Origin of the sequence: Moraxella marmotae, assembly GCF_042219885.1 — a bacterium.
Classification (GTDB): Bacteria; Pseudomonadota; Gammaproteobacteria; order Pseudomonadales; family Moraxellaceae; genus Moraxella; species Moraxella marmotae.
This window is the reverse complement of the sequence record NZ_JBHJHR010000002.1, coordinates 2009428-2033728: the sequence shown is the minus strand read 5'-3', so window position 1 is coordinate 2033728 and position 24301 is coordinate 2009428. Positions and strand designations below refer to the sequence as shown.

The window sequence follows — 24301 nt, the reverse complement described above, 5'->3', positions numbered from 1 at the left end:
AACCGCATTCTGCGGTTTGGTGGGTTTGGCTTAAAAATTAAATAAAATAAAATAACTTAAGTAGTATAATAATAGAGTACTGGTTTTTGATAAATCTTGTCAAGACCCTTAAATTTAAAAATTAACTAAGTGATTTATATTATTCAAAAAATTTTTTGTAACTGAACATAACTCTATAAACCCACTCACAACACCGCCAGCGGCGGTTACTTATAAATTACCTATCTGATAATCATAACAGTTAAACTAAAATTTGTCTGAATTTATTCACTTAAGGAACTGTTATGACTGATTTTGATAGCATCGCTTTACGCATTCTTAGACAACATAATCATGTAGAAAAAGCACGAGAACAAAACCAAACCAGCAACCCTGCGGCTACGGTGTATGCAGCGGCAAATAAGTTTCGTGCTACTTATGGATTACCAAGTTATCAAGAAGAGCAGCAAATAAGGCAACAACAAAAACAAGATTATCTTGACAAAGAAGCTGCTAGAGCTGCAGCAGGTTTATACAGTGTCATGAACCGTGCATCTAGTGATGCACCTGTACCAGTCAATCAAATTAAACACCTAACTCCCCATGTTGATAATGATGTCTGGGGAGATTGGGGTAGAAAATTGGTAGATGGTACAGACAGTTTGATAGATAGTGCGGTAACAGTAGGTGGTATTGCATTAGATACTGCACAAAAACAATTTATTTCTACTGCTTATCTTACCCATGGTGATTATAAAAATGCGGCTAAAGTATGGACAGATAATCCATTATATTCAGGACAAACTCACCAAGCACTATCAGCCGTTACAGGTATAAATCGTCAAGATATTGATACATTTAAAAAAGATACTTTTGGGGATTATTCAGATTATCAGAAGCAGTCTGACCAAGAAGTCGTAGATGCTGTTGCTGGTCAAGAAACTTATCTAGGTAAAGTAGCTGCTGCATTATATACCGCTGCCAAAAACCCTATTTATGCAACTGGGGAAGTTATACAATCCGTACCTAGTATGCTGGTAGGCGGCTATATTGGTAAGGGTTTGACTGCTGCAACTGGCTTATCAGCTGGTGTAGCGAATGCTGTAGGCACAGGTACAACAGCTGCTGCTACCAACCTAGCAGATATTCATAGAGAAAAGGGTAGTATTGGTTATAAAGAAGGTGCTTGGGCAACAGCTGGTGGATTGGCTGAAGGTGTATTACAAGCAGCTATTCCTGTAAATAAACAGATAGAGAATATCATTAACCCATCTACTGTGAGAGCAGTGGCTAGAAATATTAATAATCGTACTAAGGATTTACTCAAAGACGCAGGTAAGGAAATACTACAAGAAGCATCACAAGAAGGTATTAATGATTTTCTTACTCAACAAGGCAGTGGAAAACCATTTGATGTAAACCAAAACGCATTAGCAACTGGTTTAGGTGCAGCTACTGGTGGTCTAATGCACACTGGTTTATCAGCCCCATCATACGCCACTGGCTTAATAGGTGATGCTGGTCGTGGTGCAATTAACTACGCTACACAAAAAATCATCACTGAAAAAACCAACCCCGACTCAGACAAATATGACCCTGTTACAGCATTTACCCATGCCAGTGCTAAAGAAGCTACGGCTAAAACTGATGAAGAAAAAGCAGCAGCACAACAAGCCAAAGAAACAGCATTACAAAAAAGTAATGAAAAAGTCGCTGACCTAATGGAGCAAATCCAAAATGCCAGTGGTGATGAAAAAACCAAGCTAGAGCAAGAGCTACAACAGTATCGTGAACAAACGGTATCTAAGCTCAATGACAACTATGCTAAACAGCAAATCACCCAAGAAGAACAAGCACAACAAAGTAAATACGATGCTTGGGATAACTTTATGCAAGTGGTTGGTTTACCCAGCTATCGCAGAATCCAGCAGAACCGTGAAGAGCTGGCTAAAGCCAGTGAAGTAACCGTAGTCGCAGGTACAAATACTGGGACTGGTACAGTCAATCAAGGCAGTACTGGTGGTGGCTATAACCACAGTATGCAAGTAACCAAAGCCAATAACCCTAAAGTGGGTATGCAAGTGGGTATCATGGGTAGCTATGCTGCTGGTGGTGAGAAAGGTAAACAAACTGGTGCTGGTAGTAATGACCACTTTGACATCTCTGCATGGGACGCTAATGGTAAGCGTGCTAATCCAAATAACTATGCAGTACGCTTTGTCAGAGCTGATGGCGTAACCATCGCAGACAGTATGAAAGCCTATCCATTGATTCCTGCACAAAAGTTTGGAGCACAAAGAGCGTATGGTGGTCATGTGGGTATTGATATTGACTCTCGTCATTTTGCTGGACAGCCTACTCGTGGCTTGTACATTAATCCACAATACACTGTTACCAATCTAGAGTTTAGTAAAGTAGTAACTGATGCACCTAAGGGTAAAGATGGTAAACGCCAAGGTTATGGTAACTTTGTGGATATTACCTTTAGTGATGGTGTCAAAGTTCGTGTGGCTCATATGGACGCTGATGGCTCTAATGCCCTAAGACAACTGTACGCAGGTACAAAAGGTGGTACTACAACAGTACCTACTACTACACCTACCCAACAAGCCAGTGGTAATACCAATAGACAACAGACTACTGTATCTACAAGCGGTACTGGTAATGGCAGTAATGCAATTACTCAGTTTACTTGGAAAGGTAATAAGACCATTGAAGTTACTTATGCTGATGGTCGTGTAGAAAGTAGACAAGGTAATGCTGCATGGCGTAACAACAATCCCGGGGCATTGGTTTATGGGAATAGAGCCAAAAGGTTTGGTGCTATTGGTTGGACAGAAGGTGTTAATGACGTTAAGCTAGCCGTATTCCCTACACTAGATGCAGGGAAAGCCGCTCTAGATGATTTGTTAAGAAAAGGTCTTGCCAATAAAACGATTAATGACTTTTCTATTAGCTACTTAGGGGCTGATACTAAAACTGGTGTAAATAAGCACGGAGAGAGTGCTGGTACATATTCCAATACAGTTACTGATGTATCTAAATTACCTAGAAATAAAAAGTTCAAGGATATGACAGATGCTGAACTTGCTCTAGTTGCAAAAGGTATCAGTACACAAGAAGGGTTTTTTGATGAAGGTAAAATTACTACCATCACAGAAGGTAGTGGTCAGTATAATGGTAGTGTAGATACCCAAGCGGTAGACAATACCCAAAACCAAATCAATCAACTACTGGCTGAAATAGAGCAAGAAGAGAATGAAGCCAAAAGAGCTAAGCTACAACAGCAAGTAGATGAACAGCAAGCACAACTACAAGAGCTACAAGCACAGCTACAACAAAGCCAAGCACAAGCCAATCAAGTACATGAACCTGATGCAGATGCCATCAGTACAGCGATTAGTCAAGCTGACCCACAGCAGGTAGCACAAGCTCGTACGCAAGCATTTCATCAGACACTACGATATGCTCATCTACTGACTGATGATGAAATCAATGACCTAGAAAAGTACCAAATCCTAGATGAAAAACAGCTAGAAACAGTCAGACACCTTAAGAAAATCCATGACCCTAAACTGGCTACACAAGTCAAAAAAGAAATCTACATTGGTAAAAAAGGTGCTAAGGCTCAAGATTCTTATATTGGTTTAAAAGACTATATTACCTATCTGCAGCAGTCTATTGGTTCAGAAGCTAATATTACTGATACCAGTACATTCCAGCGGTATTATGGGTTCTTAACCAATTGGAATGAAAGTCATAGTAATAAAGCCATCACAGCTCAAAGAGCATTCCAACTGGCACAGCAAACAGGTGAAGAGCTAATCATCGCTCGTAATAAAGATAATAATGACTGGGGCATCTACCGTAAAGGTGAACTGACTGATGAGCAGCGTGTAGAGCTGGGTGCATTAAAGATTGGTAAATATTCTAAAGCACTGGTGAATGGGCTTATCACAGAAGCAGGTCATATCAATGATGTGAAACTGGCTTATGATGATATTCTAAACCATAACAATATGCCTACCGTAGAGAGCTTAAGCCTAAAATCACTGGGTGTACAAGGCGAAACTACCACGATACTAGATACTATCAAAGATGTAGAAAGCCAGCACAAGCAAGCTGTACAACAAACACAAACAGCACCACAGGCACAGCCTACAGCTGACCCCATCATCAATACAGATACTGATGTGGCGGTACAAAACCAGCAAACACCTAAGTACAATCAACAGGTCAATGATGTATCAGTCGCTACAAATACACCTACGACACCAGTAGATACTGCACCAGTAGCAACCAATACCCAAGAAGTACAAGGCTTGGGTAATCGTAATGAAACCATCACTGTAACTAAGCACAGACAAGTGGGGCAATATGTAGCAGGTAACTATACTTCTTATCAAAGCCGTGTTAATAATCAGAATCTGGATAATACCTACTGGGTGGGTAGAGTCGCTAAAAAGAAAGAAGATGGCTCATACCAACATATTTCAATGTCTCGTTATGCTTTGGCTGATGATGAAAAACTCACCAATGACGATGGTAGTATTAAAGAAGGAGTACTATCCACACCATTTAATCCACTGGATACGACTGCGACTGATGAGTCGTCAAAGCGTAGAACTGAGATTGCTCTGGCTACCAATCAAGAAAACTATGGCGTACTGCATGATGGTACAAAACAAGGTCGTACCGCAGCACTGACAGAAGCTGCTAACCGTTATATGGATATGCTAAGAGTGGCAGTGGCTCGTAATCCTGAATATGCTGATGTACTGCTTTCACTGGCAAATAATGATACACAGATTTATACTGATACCAAAAAGTATATGAACTCAAATATTGGGGTAATCAACCAAGTACTGGACTCACTGGCTGAACTACAGCTGGATAGCAACCTACCTGCTAAACAAAAACAGCAAGCAGTTAGCCAAGTATTAGAAGCCATGGGTACAATGATGAATGATGGTGAGTTTTATCCATCTGTACCTAGACAGCTACCTAATGGTCAAGACTACACCAGCTATCTAGATGGGGAAGGTTATACAGCAACGGTACATGGTAAAGAGCAGTATCAAGCATTTGCACCACAATATAAAGGGGCTTCACTGACAGAGACTGGTATTGGCTATGCCCTAGATAGACTAAACCAAACCAATAATAATGGTGATGGTAATAACAATAACAGTAACAGTAACCCACAAGATGATGTTACTGGGGTAACATGGTCTGATGATGAGAATACACACTGGAGTGATGATGACCTAAGTGTCTTTGATGACTTGGTTAATCCTAATACTAACGCTAATACCAATCCAAATACCTTATCTACTGGCTTGGACAATACTATTGATGATACTGGCTTGGGTGATGTCATCGCTGATACACCAGCACAGAATGATACACAGAGTAATCCAGTAGATAATCCAACACTACCACCACAAAGCAAGTCCTATGACAGCTTTGAGCAGATGGTAGGTGAGCTTGGCTTAGATGCAGATAATGAGCTAACCCAAAGAGCTGGTACAGATTATGATGAATACCTGAACCGTACAGATACCCAGCCTAATCTGACACTAGATGGTATCACTACCAATGCTGATGGTAGCCAGCAAGCACAGTTTAGTATCAATGGTAATCCATACACTGCACCTATCAAACCAGTAGCACAGACTAATCAATCTACTGGCTTAGATAATGTAGTTAATGATACTGTGGTAAACCAAGAGCAAGGAGTAACTGATACAGCTACTAGTACCAGTACTGATACTAACACTGACACTGTACAAGCACAGAAACACGCTCAATCCCAAGCAGATAAGCAAGTATCTAATACAGAACAAACTGAGCAAACCAAACAACAAGATACTGGTACAAACCAAGTAAAAGCAACAGACAGTGTAGCAAGTAGTACAACCAAGTCTGATGATACTGTACATAAGCAAGAACAAGCTAAGCAAGAGCCAGTAACAGATAAACCTACGACTCAATCTGCTGCTGCTACCAGCACAGCAAGCCAGACACCAAATAACGCTCAATTTGAACAAAAGGTAAGTCGTAACTCAAGCATTCCTATTAACCGTAATAGAAACGCTCGTATCAAAGAAACCAATCTGACTGGTTTATCTGCTCGTATAAATACAGACAAGCCAAGTAATACCCCTGTACGCTATAAACCACAGTGGGTAGATAAAGCCGTCAAAGTACTAGACCTAGTAGAAACTATGGCTGAATATATCGCAGCCAATAAAGACAAAGTATCTGCTGATGTACTAGAAAACTTTGCACTGCTACAAACATTGGTAAGCCATCACCCAAATATCAAAGTGGTGATATATAGTAAAAACAATGCACCTAAGACTCGTGATAGCAAAACCATCTATGTCAGTCAGCACAGTAATAACATGATTAGAGATGTTACCAAACAGCTCGTACAGCTCACCATACAGCGTGTAGCAAGTGAGATGGAGCTGGTACACCCTGATGATGTAGCCAATGCTAAAGACGCTCTAAAAGCCATTAAAGACGGTCATAGCACTGAAGAAAATGAATTGACCAGTATTGATGACTTTAAGCATTTGATTAAATTGGGTGAGCTGAATGAACAGCTTAAGCAAATCTTATTTGCCATGCGTCAAAAAATCCGTCAAGCACAGGATAATGAGCATATCAGCGATGAGCTAAGAACCAAGTTAATCCAAGCATCTACCAGTCCTACGGCACTGCTATCTATGATGATGGATACTGATGTCAAAGCGTTCTTAAAACAAACACCAATGACAACAGATACAGATACCAAACCAAGTACCAAGTCTAAAAAAGGTATCTTTAATACTGCCTATAAAAAGCTGATGAATAGCTTGGCTAAGTTCTTTGGTTTAAATCCAAAGCAGCAAACGGCTTACGAATCCTTACTTGAGAATGTGGGTCAGCTAACCATCATCTCTGTGCTAGATGACAATGTTAGCTTTGAAGCATCACAAGATGCTAAGATGACTGTATTTAAAGATACCACAGAAGATGAGCGTACCAGTGAACTGGCTAAGCCAATCATCATTACTAAAGACGACCAAGAAAAAGGGGTCAGTGCTAGAAATGTCTTAAAGGCTCATTTTGACCAAGAGCAAAGCAAACATAAGCCATTATCCAGTATCCCCAACTACTTAGAAAAACTGCTATTAAATCCAGTCAAAGCAGCCCTAAAACTGGGATTGGATATTGTACCTGATAAAGCACAGATTAATCAGTTAGAAGACTTTGTACTATTCGCAGGACAAATGCGTGAGTATCTAAACCAAGTACATAATAAGTCCAATGAATTGTACGAATACAAATCACTGGCAAGTTATCTGGGTCAAGAAGGTGCATTTGATACCAATACCTTAGACGCTATCAGCTATGCTATCTATGACTATATCCTAAGCTATGGTGAACAGCAACAAAATACCTTTGATGATGTGTTCTCATTATTGGGTATCACAGATGCTGATGACCGTAAGCGTATTAGCTTACCCCAAGAAGTTTATGAAACTTATCGTTATATTGGACGCATTCAGACCTTAGAAGCTGATGCACTGGGTAAGCGTATCGCTCAGACACTGAACATTAAGAGCGTAGAACAAGGCTCTATTGAGCTGGATTCTCGCTTGTATTCAGCCTTAGGTAACTGGGCAATTGCTGCCATGCAAGCAGCGGATTTAATCCATATTCACAGTATCTCTAGTAAACAACACCTAGAGAATCACATAAAACTACAAGAGCAATTAGACCCTAAAGAAGATAACACTGATAACACTGATAACACCAACGCTGCTGAAAGAGCTAAGCACAATGCACGATTAAATAGCAGTATCTCAGAGCATGGTACAGTACACTTTATTTCATTTACTAATATAAACGGTAAACAAACCAATCAGCGTGTCAATCAGATTATCCAAACCAAAACAGGTACGCTAGGGTTCTTAAAACAAATCATGGGTGGGGCATCAGCAACCAGAGTACCACTACTTAAGCCACCTAGAGCAGATGATGTTAAGACTAAGATTAAGCGTACTGTGGCTAAAGTAACCAGCCTACAAGCCAAGCGTGTGGCTAAAGCACAGCAAGAAGCCATGGTGGTCAATGAAACTGTATGGCAAGCAATGACAGCATTAGCACAGCAGCATCAAGGTAAATTCCTACTGATGATTGGAGCAGGGTATACTGCTGAGCAAGTAGATAAACTACATAAAACCAAACATGATAGCTTTTATAGTAAAGTTGAAGGGATACAGCGTGATTGGAAAAATGCTCTAAACTTTATCGCTGGTATCACTGCTGATGAAAATGGTGAACGCAAGTTTTGGGATAAGATGTTTATGGCTGGTAACAGCCGTATGCACTTAAACTCTAATGTGTTTAATATTCAGTCATCTAAACTGCATCGTGCGATTGCAGACTTGGATAACTTTAAGGTAACGATTAAGCTACAAAATAAAGATGGTCAATCTACCATTCAATCACTACAACAAAAACTGGCTCAGCAGCAACAAAAGCTACAACCTGAACACTTAACCAAAGATGAGCTATCACTGCTGTTTTTTATCAAAGCCATTGGTGAGAATGCTGAAGGTACAGAAGACTTTGTAAAACGATGGGTAGCGGATAATTATCCTAACATCTTTACAGAAGGCTTTACGGTAGATAAGCTACCTGCTTATGTGTTTGTTCCTGCTTTATTGGCTTATATGCGTCAAGACCATGTACAAGCTGGTATCAAAGCCATGCAACAAGTAACTGCTGGTGATAGCATTACAGATACGCAAATGGACGCTATCAAAGCTGTGGTAGATGAGATGGATATGCAAGGCTCATCAGTAAGAGCTTTGGTAGAGTTTAGTCAGCTACAGTCTGCACTGGAAAATAAAGACAGTAGCCTAACTACTACACTGGGCTTAAGCTCTGATGGCTTGAACAACGGTGCATTCTTGGCTCACTTTTGGAATGGTACTTATGATGCAACACTACTCAATCGTACTGGACTATTTCTTAATCAAAGCCAATATGAAAACTACCAACAAGCTCGTCATGACAGTACACTGGGGGATTATTATACTGGCTTTAAAGACCGTACTGTTGATGCACAGCAGATAGCCGCTTATAAAGAAAGTCAGTTGCAACAAGCCATCTCTAGAGCCAAAGAAAAAGGTTGGAATGTCGCTAGCGTCATCAAAAGGATACAAGCAGAGCATCAGCTATTAGACCGTGTTATCAGTATTCATGACAGTCTGTATAAGCGTAGTGCGGCTAAGTCTGTACTTGTACCATTTAACTATGGTGCTGGCTTGGCAGCAACGGCTCGTTCTACTTTTGATAAGTTCTTAGATGACCAGATTTCATTTATGGAAGATATGGTTAAAAAAGAAAATAAACTAAAACAGCAGCTACATAATGGTGAGATAAACCAGTATGAGTATAACAACGCTTATTATGGGCTATTACAACAAATCAAAGAGCGTCATACCATCTATGCTCAAATGATGGATAAACACCCTAATGATTTGGTTTATCAGCATCATAAAGACAGTCGCAGATACTTGGTGATTAATGACAATCTACAAATCAGTGATTTGTTGGATTATTGGTTTGATGATAAATCACTGGGTGAGCTACAACAAGGCTATCAGCAAACAGCAGCTAAGTATTTAAATACCCAGCTAACTCAATACGAAGAAAGCTATATCGCATCTCGTGATGTCAATCTGGGTATGCTGACAGATATTTTTGACTTGGCTAATGCTACTTTTGATGAGCTTGAGACAACTGCTAAAGATAACTACCTTGAGCAACAAGCTGCTAAGTATGTAGAGCAAGGCATGAGTGTAGCTGATGCGAAAACACAGGCTGAAAAAGAACTGGCTTATACTGGCTTACCTAATGCGTATATCCAAGAGCATATCATTACACCATGGTTACAGCTGGTACAGCCTAATATCAATACGCTGTATAGCCGTGAAAGTGGTGAAAGACAAGGTGCATTGCAGATTGCAGATTTCAAAGAAAACTTAATCAGTGATACTGCTGATGGTGGTGAAAATCTAACCAGCAATGCGTTTTATATGATAAACCAACTGGGTAAACTGCAAGGTACAAGTACAGCATCACCAGTCAGAAGACAAGTACTGACGGAGTTTATCCTGCGTGCTAATGCGTCTATGACGCAAAGTCTGGATAGTTATATCTCATCATATACCATGAGTGAAGGTAAGCGTGTCAATGTCAATATCCACGATGCGAACATTGGTGCAGTAGATAATCATATCCAAATGACGCAGCTACAAAACCAAGCAACTTATCATGCACTGCTACATTATCAAGGGCAACTGGAAGTCTTAGAGACTTTGGTTGATGCACTGGTTAATGTACAAAAAGCAGTGGCTGATGGTAAGCTAGATAAGGCACTTGCCTTTGACGGAGCTAAGCTAAGCACACTACAATCTACTTATAACCATGTGGCTCATGTGGTATATACCAACTTAGCGACACTGGATAAAGTCAATAAGATACATCAATATGCAGGTGAGTTTGGTGCTTATACACCAACCCAAGCAGATAAAGATGCACACGCTAAAGTTGCCAAACAAACACAAGAAAGACTGCAAGCGGTACAAGATAAGTTAGATGGGCTTAGAAAAGATAGTGTACAAGAATCTACCAAAGTAAATACACCAGCCACATCATCAGAACTGCGTCATGAGTCAGCCAGTGAATTGCTTACCAGCTATTTACAAAGTGTATCTGACAGTACCAATAACCCTGATGCAGCTATGGCTGAGCTACTGCATGAGCTTATTAGTAAAGATGATGGTGAGAATGATATAACTGTGATTATTACTGATGAACCATTGACAGACTATGATGGCAACCCTGCAAGTGGTAGATATGATACCACTAACCATACCATTACTATCTATCATGATAGCAAAGTCCATGGTGATGAGATTAACCAAAAGGTACTGCACCATGAGATTATCCATGCTCTGACAGAACAGCATATTCTAAACCCAACCCAACAAAGCCAAAAGCACATACATACACTACAAGGTATGTTACGGTCAGTACTGGCTTATTATAAAGCCAATCAAAAAGCACTGGATACAGCCTATCCTGAAGCTGCTGCTTATATGGGATTATTACAGTCTATGGCTAAAGATGACAAAGCCAACGGCACAAACTATGCGTTAAGTGAGTTCATTGCTTATGGTATGACAGAGCCAGTGGTGATGCGTATCATCAATGCAGGCGTGGGTAAGAATGTACAGCTGAACAACACTGGCTTGACAGCACGCTTTAAGGCATTTATTAACAGTGCATTGCATATGCTTGGTTTAAAACCAGAAGACAAAGGTTATGCTGGTTTTGCTCAAGTGGTCTATGCTTTGATGACCCAAGACAGACCTACGGATACTCGTAGCCAAGTACAAGAGCAACTCTCGTTATTTTCACGAGTGATGGAAGAAACTGAGCATCAGTCTGCCAAGCAAGTCTATGAGAATATCCAAGATAACAGCATCTCATCACAACATAATGAGCGGTTAAATAACCTATGGGCAAGTGTTTATACACCGTTTTATGATGCTCTAGCCACAGAGCATCAGACAGCGGTAGATAAGAACTTAAATAAACTGTTTGAAGAAGCAGACCATGGTTTGTTTGGTTTATCTGCCAAAGAAGCTCATGCTCATCTGATGGTATCTTATATGTTATCTACTTTATTAAATGCCCATGCTGATACAGAAGCGGTAAACCAAATCCGTAAAATCTATGGTCAGATTACTAAGAATATCAGTACAGTAGAAGATTTGTTTGCTGATTATCATACAGTCAGTGCTGATGTACAAGCCATTTATGATAAGCAGTACAAAGCCTTAATGAGCAGTAAAGCTGATGTGAGTGCTAATACACAGATTGCTCATGTGGTATCACTGGCTTTAACTTCTGAAAATCTACGCCAAAGACTAGAGCAAGCATTGGATAAAAAACAAGCAGAGAATAACTCATGGTTTGATAAAGCCATGAATGCTTGGTATAAAGCCAGTCATATCCTAGAAAGTAAATATCTGGGTAATGCACAGACTACCACAGAAGGCTTGGATAAGATGCTGACTAAGCTGGTGCAGATTGATGTGTCATCACGCCTGCATCATATCAATAAGCTGGATAATGCTTGGGCAAATACCTATGGAGCGATGATGAATCTGGTTAATAAAGCCTTTGATAAAACGGCTGATGTGGCTACTGATGCAGTGATTGATGGTCTGGATAAGACTGGTAATCATGAGATTGCTGAAGGATTTAAGGCATACAAGCGAGTTAATAAGGTAATCAAAAATGGTCATGATGGCTATGATAAATTTGCTGATGGGCGTAATATCCGTTATAAAGATGGTAGTAAGTTTAGTGCATCTCAAGAGTATTCAGATGCTAGTAATTTACTGTTTGATGGTTATCTTGGTTTTACAGAGTTAATAGCCCCACCCAAACTAAAAGGATTGGTTGCTGAAGTCAAGCAAGTACTGTATGAGCTAAGGGGTAACTATGGCATTGGTCATGTGGTAGAGCATATCAGCCGCTTGAATAACAAAGTCCAACAAGACCGTGTGGCTATCAAGAACGATGTGATACAAGTATTAAATAAAGTATTTAAGAACCCACAAGCCATCACAGATGATGTCAAAGTTGCCATTACTCGTGTGCTGTTAAAGACAGATGCTCAAGCATTGTTAGATACTCATAGTGATAAAGATGTTTTGCGTTTGGTTACAGATGCTGATTATCGTCAAAAACGCTATGATGATTTGTACAATAAACTGGCTCAATATGAATCAGACCCAGTGAAGCTAAATTATCTGCGTGTGTCTATCAAAAAACTGGGTTATTACATGGCAACAGAAACCACTGTCAAAGGTATGGTTAAAGACTCTGCGTCTATTGCTTCCTTTACAGGTACTCGTTACAAGACTGAACTTGAGAATGTCAATCCTGACTTACTGGCTGTGATTGATGAGCTGGTATCACTGGACTCACTGAACTATGTAGATGCTAAGTATATGCAAAAGGTTACAAAACTGGTAGAAACAGAAAGCCAAGCACTGCTAGCAACACTACGCTTTAGTCAAGCCATGGTAGCTCAATCCAAAGAAGAGTTTAAGTACAATGCTCTAAGCTATAACAAAGGCTATGTACCTAGTATCCTAAGCCCATATACTGATGTTATCTCGGTAACGCAAGCTGAGATTGCAGATAAGCTACAAGAAGGTTATGAGCTGGTCATGGATATACCTATGGGTCAAGATAGCTTTGATAATACAGATGGTCGCTATCTGATGGTGAATACTGAATACGCATCACAACGCCGTGTAACAGGGGCATTGGAGATGAAAGATACCCATCATAAAGGTTTTGTGGTATATGATTATCAAAATGACAGTGCAGAGCTAAATCGTGTCGCACAGCAGATGGAACAGTATCGCTGGGAACAAGCCAATACCATCAATGCCAAGTCTTATGACCCAAGAACAGAAGCTGGTAATAACTTGGTCGCTGTAACTGATGCTAATGGTTTATTAACCCATTATCAGTATGAGATGACTGGCAGTACTCGTGATATGCTGCTTAGCCGTGATATGCGATTTGATGAGCTACTAGGCACGATGAATGCCAACTTAGCAGCCAGTCCTGAGATTAGAGCCTTACAGCAAGAGCTGGCTAAACAGCTAGCAACAGATGCCAAAGATGGTAGTCAAAAGAACTCATTTGCTTATACGGTACTAGACCCTAACAGTCTAGACCCTAAGATGGAAGAGATTTATAGACTACTACCATACGCATTTAGAACAGAGATGGAAAGACAATTTGGGGTAGGTAAACCAATTCTTATCCGCTCTGATGTATTTAATACTGTATTTGGCTTTAAGGCGTATTCTATCGCTGAGATGTTTGATAAAGCATCAGGTGAGCGTAATGCTTTAGAAACCATCATGACCATTTTGTACAAATCTATCTACGGTAATAAAGCCAGAAACAAAGCAGGCTCTCATTATGAAGTGTGGACTTGGTTTGCTAAGACTGCTAAGAACATGATTGTTATTCGTTCTATTAAAGTACTGGCTTTTAATATCTTAGCCAATATGCTTATGCTACTAAACCAAGGACTATCACCCACACAAGTGGCTAAACATACATTCTATGCTTGGAAAGAAGGGCGTAACTATACGCAACTGGATAAACAAAAACGCCAATTGGAAGTACAGTTATTGGCTACCAATCCACAGGATAAACAAACCATTGCTAAGCTAAGTCAGCAAATCAAAGTACTGGAAAATCAGCTAGAATCCAGTGGTATGCACAAGTATATGCAAGCTGGTCTGGTCAGTACCATTACTGAAGATGTGGATACTAGTACACAGACTAAAACTTTTAAGTCCAAGTTTGAACAGACACTGGAAGATATTGAAGATAAGATTCCAGAACCTGCTGCAAAAGTACTGAAAGTTGCTTTGGTTCACCCTGATACTAAGGCATATAAGCTACTGGCTGAAGCAACACAGTTTTCTGATGTGGCTGCTAAATATGCACTGGCTAAACATATAGAAGCCAAAGCATTAAAGCAAGGTAAATCCAAAGCAAGGGCATTTGAAGATGGTATTATCGCTGCTCAAGAAGCATTTATTAACTATGACTTACCTACATCAAGAACCTTACAAACAATGAATGACCTTGGTTTTGTGATGTTTAGTAAGTTCAGTTTACGCTTCCAAAGAGCATTGGCTAGACAGCTGCATCTCAATGGTGGTCAGACACTGGCACAGCATTATCTGTTTGAGTGGCTGACACCTTATCCCGGGATTTTAAGTCCATTTGCTGGGGGTATCCATTTGGGTGAAGGTGCATTGACTATCTTTGATGGTATTGGTGAACTACCACTGTTTCAGTTGTTAAGATAATTAAATGATAAACCCCAGATGCAATGTCTGGGGTTTATTAGTCTAACTACACAAAATATCATCATGCTATAAAATGATAGGTATTAAATTTGATAGATACTAAAAACCCACCCAAACATAGTAAAATACTCCCCATCACCAGTTTTACACCAAAATGATGTGTTTTTGCTGTAATGTTGTGATTTTGGGCTATTTGCTTGATGATTTTATGGTAATCAAGTTGTTAGTTTATTACAAAAAATATCCCTAAAAATGATGGTAAATCTTGGCGAATGCTTGTACTGACTGGTGAGAGCAATTGCTGTATTTGAGATATATCATTTTTTATTTTTATGGGTGTATTTTTATTATAAATAAATAGACAAATTTATTGAGAATTAGACAAATTATCGTTATAATCACGACAAATGTATCGAAAACTTTGGCATTTGTATGCAATTATCAGCCGTTGGCGGTGGGCGGCAGGGCGTATTGATTTATATGATATGTTCATATCGCCACAAGCGTCCACCACAAACATCACCTTAATGCGTGCCAAAGGTTTTGTTCACCAATTTGGGAGTGTAACGATGAGCAAACAGGTTATTGCCTTTAATCAGCTTGGTAAAAACGATGTCGAAATTGTCGGCGGTAAAAACGCATCTTTGGGCGAGATGATCAGTCATTTGGGCAATTTGGGCGTCAATGTACCCAATGGCTTTGCAACCACCGCAGCGGCATTTAACCGCTTTTTGAACGAGACAGGTTTGCTTGACAAAATCAACGCCGAGCTAAAGGGCTTAAATGTTGATGATGTTGAGCTATTGACCCAAACTGGTGCCAAAATCCGCAACTGGGTTATCGAGCAGCCGTTACCAGCCGATTTGGAAGATGAAATCCGAGCCGCCTTTGCCGAGCTATCAAAGGGCGAAGATATCGCTGTGGCGGTGCGTTCATCAGCCACGGCAGAAGATTTGCCAGATGCGTCTTTTGCAGGTCAGCAAGAGACTTTCTTAAATATCCGTGGCATTGATAATGTACTGATTGCCATCAAAGAAGTGTTTGCGTCTTTGTACAATGACCGTGCGATTGCCTACCGTGTGCATAAGGGCTTTGAGCATGCAGGCGTGGCATTGTCGGCAGGCATTCAGCGTATGGTGCGTTCAGAAACTGGCACTTCAGGCGTGATGTTTACGCTAGACACTGAGTCAGGCTTTGATGAAGTGGTGTTTATCACGGCAAGCTATGGCCTAGGCGAGATGGTCGTACAAGGTGCGGTAAACCCTGATGAATTTTATCTATCAAAAGCTCTATTGGAACAAAACCGCCCTGCAGTCGTCCGCCGCAATCTTGGCTCAAAACAAAAGAAAATGGTCTATGGCGATGAAGGCAGCACCACCAAATCCACCAAAATTGTCGATGTGGATAAAGCCGATCGCAACCAATTTGCACTATCAACCGATGAGCTGACACGCCTAGCCAAGCAGGCGATGATTATTGAGCGTCATTATGGCTGCCCAATGGATATCGAATGGGCAAAAGACGGCGACAGCGGTGAGATTTTTATTGTCCAAGCACGCCCAGAAACCGTGAAATCTCGCCAAGATAAGAACCACATGGAACGCTATGTGATTGATTCTAAAGGGGCAAAAGTACTCACCGAAGGCCGCTCTATCGGTCAGCGTGTCGGTAGTGGTAAGGTGCGTATCGTAACCAGCCTAAATGAGATGAGTAAGGTTGAAGACGGCGATGTGCTGGTGTCGGATATGACTGATCCTGATTGGGAACCTGTCATGAAGCGTGCATCGGCGATTATCACCAACCGTGGCGGCCGTACTTGTCATGCGGCGATTATCGCTCGTGAGCTTGGCGTACCAGCGATTGTCGGCTCGGGTAATGCCACCGAAGTGCTAAGCGATGGCCAAGAAGTAACCGTGTCGTGTGCCGAAGGCGATACTGGCTTTATTTATGAAGGCTTGTTGGATTATGAAGTGCAAAAAAATTCCATCAGCACCATGCCTGAGCTTGCCTTTAAGATCATGATGAATGTCGGCAATCCAGATCGTGCCTTTGATTTTGCCCAGATTCCAAACCAAGGCGTGGGCTTGGCACGCTTAGAATTTATCATCAACCGCATGATCGGCGTACACCCAAAAGCCTTGCTAAACATTGACACCTTGCCACAAGAAACCGTGCAGGCGGTCAAAGAACGCATGGCAGGCTACAATTCGCCAGTGGAATTTTATATCAATAAGCTGATCGAAGGCATCTCAACCTTGGCGGTGGCGTTCCGTGATAAGCCAGTCATTGTCCGCATGAGCGACTTTAAATCCAACGAATACGCCAACCTAATCGGTGGTAAGCTGTATGAGCCATCTGAAGAAAACCCAATGTTGGGTTTCCGTGGTGCCAGCCGTTATGTGTCGGACAATTTCCGTGATTGCTTTGAACTTGAGTGCCGTGCATTAAAATATGTGCGTGATGATATGGGCTTGACCAATGTCAAGATTATGATTCCGTTTGTCCGTACCACTGGCGAAGCTCGCCAAGTGATTGAATTGCTCGAAAAAAATGGCTTAAAGCGTGGCGAAAACGGCCTAGAGATTATCATGATGTGCGAATTGCCAACCAACGCTTTGCTTGCTGATGAGTTTTTGCAATACTTTGATGGTTTTTCAATCGGCTCAAACGATTTGACCCAGCTGACACTTGGTTTGGATCGTGATTCTGGCATTGTTTCGCATTTGTTTGATGAGCGTGATCCTGCGGTCAAAAAACTCTTAAGCATGGCTATCCAAGCCTGCCGCAGTGCTGGCAAATATGTCGGTATCTGTGGTCAAGGCCCATCAGATCACCCTGATTTGGCACATTGGCTGATGGAACAAGGCATCAGCTCAGTATCGCTAAACCCTGATTCTGTCTTGGACACTTGGTTCTTTTTGGCAGATGAGAGCAACAAAGCCTAAGTAATCGACCCATAAGCCCTTAAGGTGTTTGCCTTAGGGGTTTTGTGGCTTGGCAATTTGTGAAATTTTATTCATGATATTTATCATATAAAATAATAAAATTGCCAAGTATAAGTTTATTATTTATTGACAATTAAATTATCTTTGCCAATTATCCAAGCCAACCATCATGACCGAGTCAATCATTGCCGAATTTCTCGAAAAAACCCTAAAAGAGCTGTACCAAAATGTCTATCAACTGTTGGGCGGCTCGCTCGATGATCGCACCTTGAGTTTGGCACATATCGGCTTATCAATGCTTGCCACAGGCATTAAGATTGTGATTTTGCTGATTTTGGTGGGGGTGATTTATTGGTTTTTGGTGTATTTGACCAAGGCGGTGCGTAAGCTGTTTGATTTGCCGCATCGCCATGCTCGCATCGCTCGAGCGACTTTGCGGTATTTGTGGTTTACGACCAGTTTGTTGGCGGTGATGTCGCAGTTTGGTGTCCAAGCCGAGACCGTTACCGCCACCGCCAAGGCAGCGACATGGGCAGGGTTTTATTATGTGCTGTGGGCGGCAAGCAGTCAGATGGTCAGTGGTGTGCTAAAGCATTACGACCTAAACGCATCGATAGAACAGCTGCTCAAAAACTTACTGCTGGTGCTGATTTTGGTACTGGCATTCGCCACTGTGATGGCCAAATTTGGCTTTGATATTTTTTCTATCGTTGCCGGTCTAGGTATTGCAGGTCTTGCCGTTGGTTGGGCGTCGCAAAGTACGCTTGCCAATTTCATCGCTGGCATTGTGATTTTGGTGGAGCAGTCTTTTCAGGTGGGCGACTGGATTCGCTTGGGCGACAAAGAAGGGCGTGTGGTCAAAATCTCTTTGCGTGCCACCCAAATCCTTGACCGTGATAACATCATCATCATTATCCCAAATTCAGCGGTGGCATCGTCTGAAGTGGTGAATTTGACTTCCAAAAAGATGATCCGCTTTGACATCAAAGTCCGCATCGGACTGCATGCCGATGTGCCAGCCGCTCGCAATATTATCCAAAAAACGCTGCAAAAAGAAGAAGTTGTCCTAAAGCACCCTGTGCCACTGGCGACAGTGTCGGAAGTGGGCGACTCTGCCATTTATTTGATTGTGCGTTTTTGGGTAGCACCGCTATCGGTGGCACGCATTCCGATCATCAAAGAAAACATCACCGAAAAAATCAAGCACGCTTTGGACAGTGCTGGTATCGCTGCCCCATTTCCGCATATGCAGCTGGTGGTGGACGATGGGCAAAATTTATCCGTGCAAATTACCAAACAATCTGATCAGAGTGATACTTAATCCAAATAAGATTGATATTGATTAATTTCATTGATTTATCATTAATGATTATCTTAATCAATCATGGTATCGGTTATCAACAGTTTGGTTGTGTTTGGCATTTTTCTGTTTTTTTTTATTTGCTATTTTGCTATTTGTTATTTTGGCTCGTTGCTCTTTTGCTATCGCCTTATCGTCGCCATGTTTAATGCACTTTGCCACGCTGCTTATCACACCGCACCGCCCAAACTTTCCTAGCCAAACACTTTGTAAGCACCAAGGCGGTTTTTCAAATTTCATTCTGCCGCTGCTTTATGCTATAATGACAAGATTTTGACAATTCGACACATTGAGATTTTATGAGCAAGCACGCCACTTCCTATTTTGCAAATTTGACCCAGTTTGACACCAAGGCTTTTACCGTTGTCGTTACCTGTGCCGATGGGCTAGAAGCCGCCTTGGTGATTGAGCTTGGCAGTTTTGGCTTGGCGGCGACAGTGCTGCGTGCTGGGCGTGTGTCGGTTGTGGTTGATTTGCCAAAGTTTTATCACATTTGCCTGTACAGTCGCATCGCCAGCCGTGTGCTGCTGCCGCTTGGCGAGTATCATTTTAAGCAAAAACTTGAGCAGGACAAAACGGTTTTGGACGAAGATGTGCCAGAAGCGTTGTATCAATTTGCCAGTCGCATTGATTGGACGGCGTTATTTGGGCTTCAGCATCGTTTTGCCATTCGCCTATCAACGGACAAACGCTTGGCGATTAACCAACAATTTGCCACTTTGCGTGTCAAAGACGCCATCGCTGATGTCTTTTATCGCACCTTTGCCGCTCGCCCTGATGTCGATGTCAAATCGCCAGATTTTCAGATTTTTGCAGCGGCAAATCAAGAATTTGCGGAGATTTTTTTGGATTTGTCAGGGGTGAGTTTGCACCGCCGTGGCTATCGAGTGGCAAATACTGCTGCACCGCTCAAAGAAAACTTGGCGGCAGCACTGCTGTATGAATGTGGCTGGCATATGGGCAAATTTGACGCCATCATCGATCCGATGTGTGGCTCAGGGACTTTTATCACCGAAGCCTTATTGATGCGTGCCAATTACCCTGTGGGGCTAGAAAAAGCCAGTAGCGAATTTGGTTTTTATTGCTGGCAGCATCACGATGAGACGCTGTGGGAGACGATGGTGCAGGCGGCAGCTGATGAATTTCATGCCAATCTTGATACCATGCAAAATGAGCCTTTGACCGTCATCGCCTTGGACGCCAATGTCCAAGCGGTGCAGGCTTGCCATAAGAATCTGATGGCGGCAGGGCTGATGCCGATTTTATCCAAAGTAACATTAGAGCAGCGTGCGGTGTATCAGCTGCCGCAGGTGCTGTCTGATGTCAGTGCCGAGCGTGTGTTGGTGATTACCAATCCGCCTTATGGCGAGCGGTTGGGCGACAGTGATTTTATCAAGCCTTTGTATCAAGGGCTTGGACTGCATTGCACAGACGCACTGCGTTCAATGTCTGTACAAAGTGCTTATATGGCAGTGCTGGCAAGCCATGCAGAACACGCCGACACTTTGCCGATTGTCGAGCCACAGACTTTGCGTTGCCATAATGGGGCTTTGACCGTTTATTTTCGCCACGGCGTGCTGAATTTGTCGCCGCTGCCCAGCCTAATCCGTGATTGGCAGCGTCAAGAAGTTAGCATTGAACCAGCCCAAGAATTTATTAATCGCTTACAAAAAAACTTAGCCAATCTAAAAAAACAAGCCCTAAAAGCTGGCGTGAGCAATTTGCGTGTCTATGATGCCGATTTGCCCAATTTTAATGTTGCCATTGATATTTATGGCGACAAAATCCATGTCCAAGAATATGCACCGCCAAAGCAGATCCCGGCCGATGTCGCCAAAGCACGGTTTAATTTGGTTTTGCAGGCGGTGCGTGAAGTGTTTGGCGTTTCTCGTGAATCAATTTTTATCAAAACACGAGCCAGACAGTCAGGCAATGAGCAATACACCAAAAACGAAAACGCCAACAAACGCCGCAAAATGTGGCTGGCATGCGAAAATTCGGCTTGTTTTTATGTCAATTTCACCGAATATCTCGACACAGGTTTGTTCATTGACCATCGCAATATGCGTGCCAAAATCAAAGCCGCCAGTCGTGCCAAGCATGTGCTAAATTTGTTCGCTTATACTTGTTCGGCAAGCGTTCACGCTGCATTGGCAGGAGCAAAAAGCGTTACCAGTGTGGATTTGTCCGCCAATTATTTGGATTGGGGTAAGCAAAATTTTGCCCTAAATGGCTTGGTTTTGGACGCTTTGGTTGATGGTGTGCCAAAATATGAATTTATCGCCCATGATGTGTTTGAGTGGATAAAAAACAACACGCAGCAATACGATGTGATTTTTATTGATCCGCCAACCTTCTCAAACTCCAAAAAGTTCAAGGGGACTTTTGATGTGCAGCGAGATCATGTGGCACTGATCAACCGTGCGATGAATCGCCTAAACAGCGATGGCGTGTTATATTTTAGCAACAACTATACACGCTTTGAGCTGGACGATGGCTTGATGGCTCGCTATGAGATTAAGGACATTACGCATCAGACGATTGGTTTTGATTTTGATGCCAAAAAACCCATTCATCAAAGCTATGAAATCCGCCACAAAAACGCCAAGCGAGTGGTGTTCGCCGACAATGATGCAGAGCAAGGGCAAGGGCAAACCCAAAGCAACGCCAAAAAATCCCAAGATTATCAATCGGTTAGCAAGTTAGATAACGCCAATCGTCAATTGAACAATCAATTTGCTGATAAATCAAAGAGCAAAACTCGCCCAAATCAAGCCAAACAATCCGCCCAGTCGGTTTTTGGTAAAAGTGGGGCATTTGATCATAAATCTGGTCAAGATTTGTCCACCAAAGCAAAATTTGGACAAGCCAAGCATCAGCAAGCGACTGACAAGCCAGAGAATTTGGGCAAAAGGGCAGCCAGCAATGCCAGTAAAAATGCAGACAGCTCAAGCAGCAAGCGAGTGTATGTCAACCCAAAAATGGCAGATGGCGAGCAGCTTGCCAAGCGTCTTTATGATAAAATTCAGCAAAACAGCGAATCAGCGACTGGCGAAAAACGCTACACCATCAAACGCAAATCATAATACAGGTACACCATGACAAAGCAAAATTTTGATATTGATGCCAATGAACAACAAATTCTCAGCGATGTATTGCTGGGCAAAGCACAGCCAGACGATGCAAGCGATGGCGAAGATGACAGCGATAACGAACGCCACGATTTGGACGATGGCATCAAGTCTAGCCGTTTTAAAAAACTACAAAAAAAATTAAGAAAAGAAGTGTCTTGGGCGATTCGTGATTTTAAGATGATCGAAGATGGTGATGTGGTGATGGTCTGCATCTCAGGCGGTAAAGACAGCTTTACTTTATTGGATATTTTATTATTTCTAAAACGCATTGCCCCCATTAATTTTGAAGTGGTGGCGGTCAATCTCGACCAAAAACAACCCGGATTCCCAGAAGATGTGTTGCCACGGTATTTGTCCGAGCAGGGCATTCCTTATTATATCCTAGAAAAAGACACTTACAGCATTGTTAAATCTGTCGTTCCTGAAGGCAAAACCTACTGCTCGGCATGTTCTCGCTTGCGTCGTGGTTCTTTGTATGGTTTTGCCAAGCAGATTGGGGCGACCAAAGTGGCATTGGGACATCATCGTGATGACATTTTGGCGACTTTTTTCCTAAATCTGTTCCATGGTGGCAGCCTAAAAGCGATGCCGCCAAAGCTCTTGTCCGATGATAAGCAAAATGTGCTGATCCGACCGCTGGCGTATGTCGCCGAAAAAGACATCATCAAATACGCCAATTATAAAAAATTCCCAATTATCCCTTGTAATCTGTGCGGCAGCCAAGAAAATCTGCAGCGAGCGATGATTAATGAGATGCTGCGAGCGTGGGACAATGAACACCCCAAACGCTTGGCAAGTATGTTCAAAGCCTTGCAAAATGTCGCCCCCAGTCAGCTGGCGGATCGGCAGTTATTTGACTTTGAAAATCTGAATCTGGCTCGTGATGACAGTCAGCGACTGTTTGAAGGCGATAATATCCAAGTGGGTGTGGCGGACGCATTGGACAAAATGGGCTTGCCGACCAATCCGCTGGTGCAGACTTTCAATCCCAAATTTGGCGACTCAGCCAAGCATACCAGCAACACGGACGCCAAAAACAGCACCGCCAAAACCGATAAAGACAGTAGCGGTGATAAAGCGTATAAAATCCCTGTGATTAATCCGTTAATTTGATAATCTAAAGTTAGTTTAAACTTAATATAAACCAACCAAAAAAAACCAAAAAACCCAAAAAAAATAATTTCATGGTGCGTGGTGAATAATACCAAAATGCACCATGAAATTATTGTATTTGATAAATAAAAAATAAAAAACTACTTAATAAAAAGACACTTTTTATTGTTCAAAGTTTTTTAAAGTTTTATTTGTTAAAAATAAAAACGGTTTGACGAGTGGTTTTGAGACTCAAAACTACGGCGTGTCATATTTCCATGATCTGACCGCCATCATGATAATTCTTGAGCGTGGCAATCCAGTCTTTTTGGATAATTCTGCCAAATGATTGATAAACTCAATCGGAAATTTGTAACTGGCGGTTTTTACACCACGACGAGCGTCTGACTCGGCTTGAATTTGGCTGCGTGTTTTGGGATTGGCGACGATTTTTGGCATTTGGTGAACTCCAATAAGATACCGTGATAGATGTTGGTTTTAGAAGTTAGGGTGATTGGTTACAGTCAGTTTTTTTGGTTAATCTGGCTTGATTGACCAAAAACTGGCTGATTTTGATAAATAACCAACAGCGGCGACAGCTTGCTTGGCGTCCTTGCTCACCTTGCCTAAAAAAACTTGTATATACTATCACTAAAATCTACGCAATAAAACAAGGCTTTTGTTGTTTTATTGCCAAATTGTTGCTATCCTAGCACATTTGAGTAAGTTGTGTCTATTTTTTATCCAGTTTATCGCCATTAATTGTTTGAACTGATGAGTCATAAATTTATCTGATAAAAATTT

General features: G+C 41.8%; 7 protein-coding genes. 5 read left to right on the top strand and 2 right to left on the bottom strand.

Features of this window, described 5'->3' with window-relative positions:
* Positions 1-284 precede the first annotated feature (284 nt).
* The 3 genes from ACFBZI_RS09375 to ACFBZI_RS09365 all read left to right on the top strand — a co-directional run bounded on the left by ACFBZI_RS09375 (position 285) and on the right by ACFBZI_RS09365 (position 19232).
* A complete protein-coding gene (locus ACFBZI_RS09375) occupies positions 285-14966 on the top strand; it encodes a hypothetical protein (RefSeq protein ID WP_375716065.1) in 14682 nt (4893 codons plus the stop codon).
* A 569-nt stretch (positions 14967-15535) separates the two neighbouring features.
* Positions 15536-17911, top strand: a complete 2376-nt coding sequence (gene ppsA, locus ACFBZI_RS09370) for a phosphoenolpyruvate synthase (protein ID WP_375716344.1) — start codon at positions 15536-15538, stop codon at positions 17909-17911.
* A gap of 169 nt (positions 17912-18080) precedes the next feature.
* Entirely contained in the window at positions 18081-19232 is a 1152-nt protein-coding gene (locus ACFBZI_RS09365) for a mechanosensitive ion channel family protein (protein WP_375716064.1), read from the top strand.
* 57 nt (positions 19233-19289) lie between these two features.
* Here the strand turns inward: ACFBZI_RS09365 and ACFBZI_RS09360 are convergent, their stop codons facing one another.
* Positions 19290-19511 carry a hypothetical protein gene (locus ACFBZI_RS09360; protein WP_375716063.1) on the bottom strand — a complete coding sequence of 74 codons (222 nt, stop codon included), beginning with the start codon at positions 19509-19511 and terminating at the stop codon, positions 19290-19292.
* A gap of 59 nt (positions 19512-19570) precedes the next feature.
* On the opposite strand from ACFBZI_RS09360, the gene rlmKL reads away from it, so the two are divergent.
* Both rlmKL and ttcA read left to right on the top strand, forming a co-directional pair.
* The gene (rlmKL, locus tag ACFBZI_RS09355; protein ID WP_375716062.1) at positions 19571-22357 is read left to right on the top strand and encodes a bifunctional 23S rRNA (guanine(2069)-N(7))-methyltransferase RlmK/23S rRNA (guanine(2445)-N(2))-methyltransferase RlmL; all 2787 of its coding nucleotides are present in this window, start codon (positions 19571-19573) and stop codon (positions 22355-22357) included.
* 54 nt (positions 22358-22411) lie between these two features.
* Positions 22412-23518 (top strand): tRNA 2-thiocytidine(32) synthetase TtcA, encoded by a 1107-nt coding sequence (ttcA, locus tag ACFBZI_RS09350; protein ID WP_375716343.1) that lies wholly within the window; start codon positions 22412-22414, stop codon positions 23516-23518.
* 237 nt (positions 23519-23755) lie between these two features.
* On the opposite strand, the gene ACFBZI_RS09345 is transcribed toward ttcA, so the two are convergent.
* A complete protein-coding gene (locus ACFBZI_RS09345) occupies positions 23756-23956 on the bottom strand; it encodes a hypothetical protein (RefSeq protein WP_375716061.1) in 201 nt (66 codons plus the stop codon).
* Positions 23957-24301 lie beyond the last annotated feature (345 nt).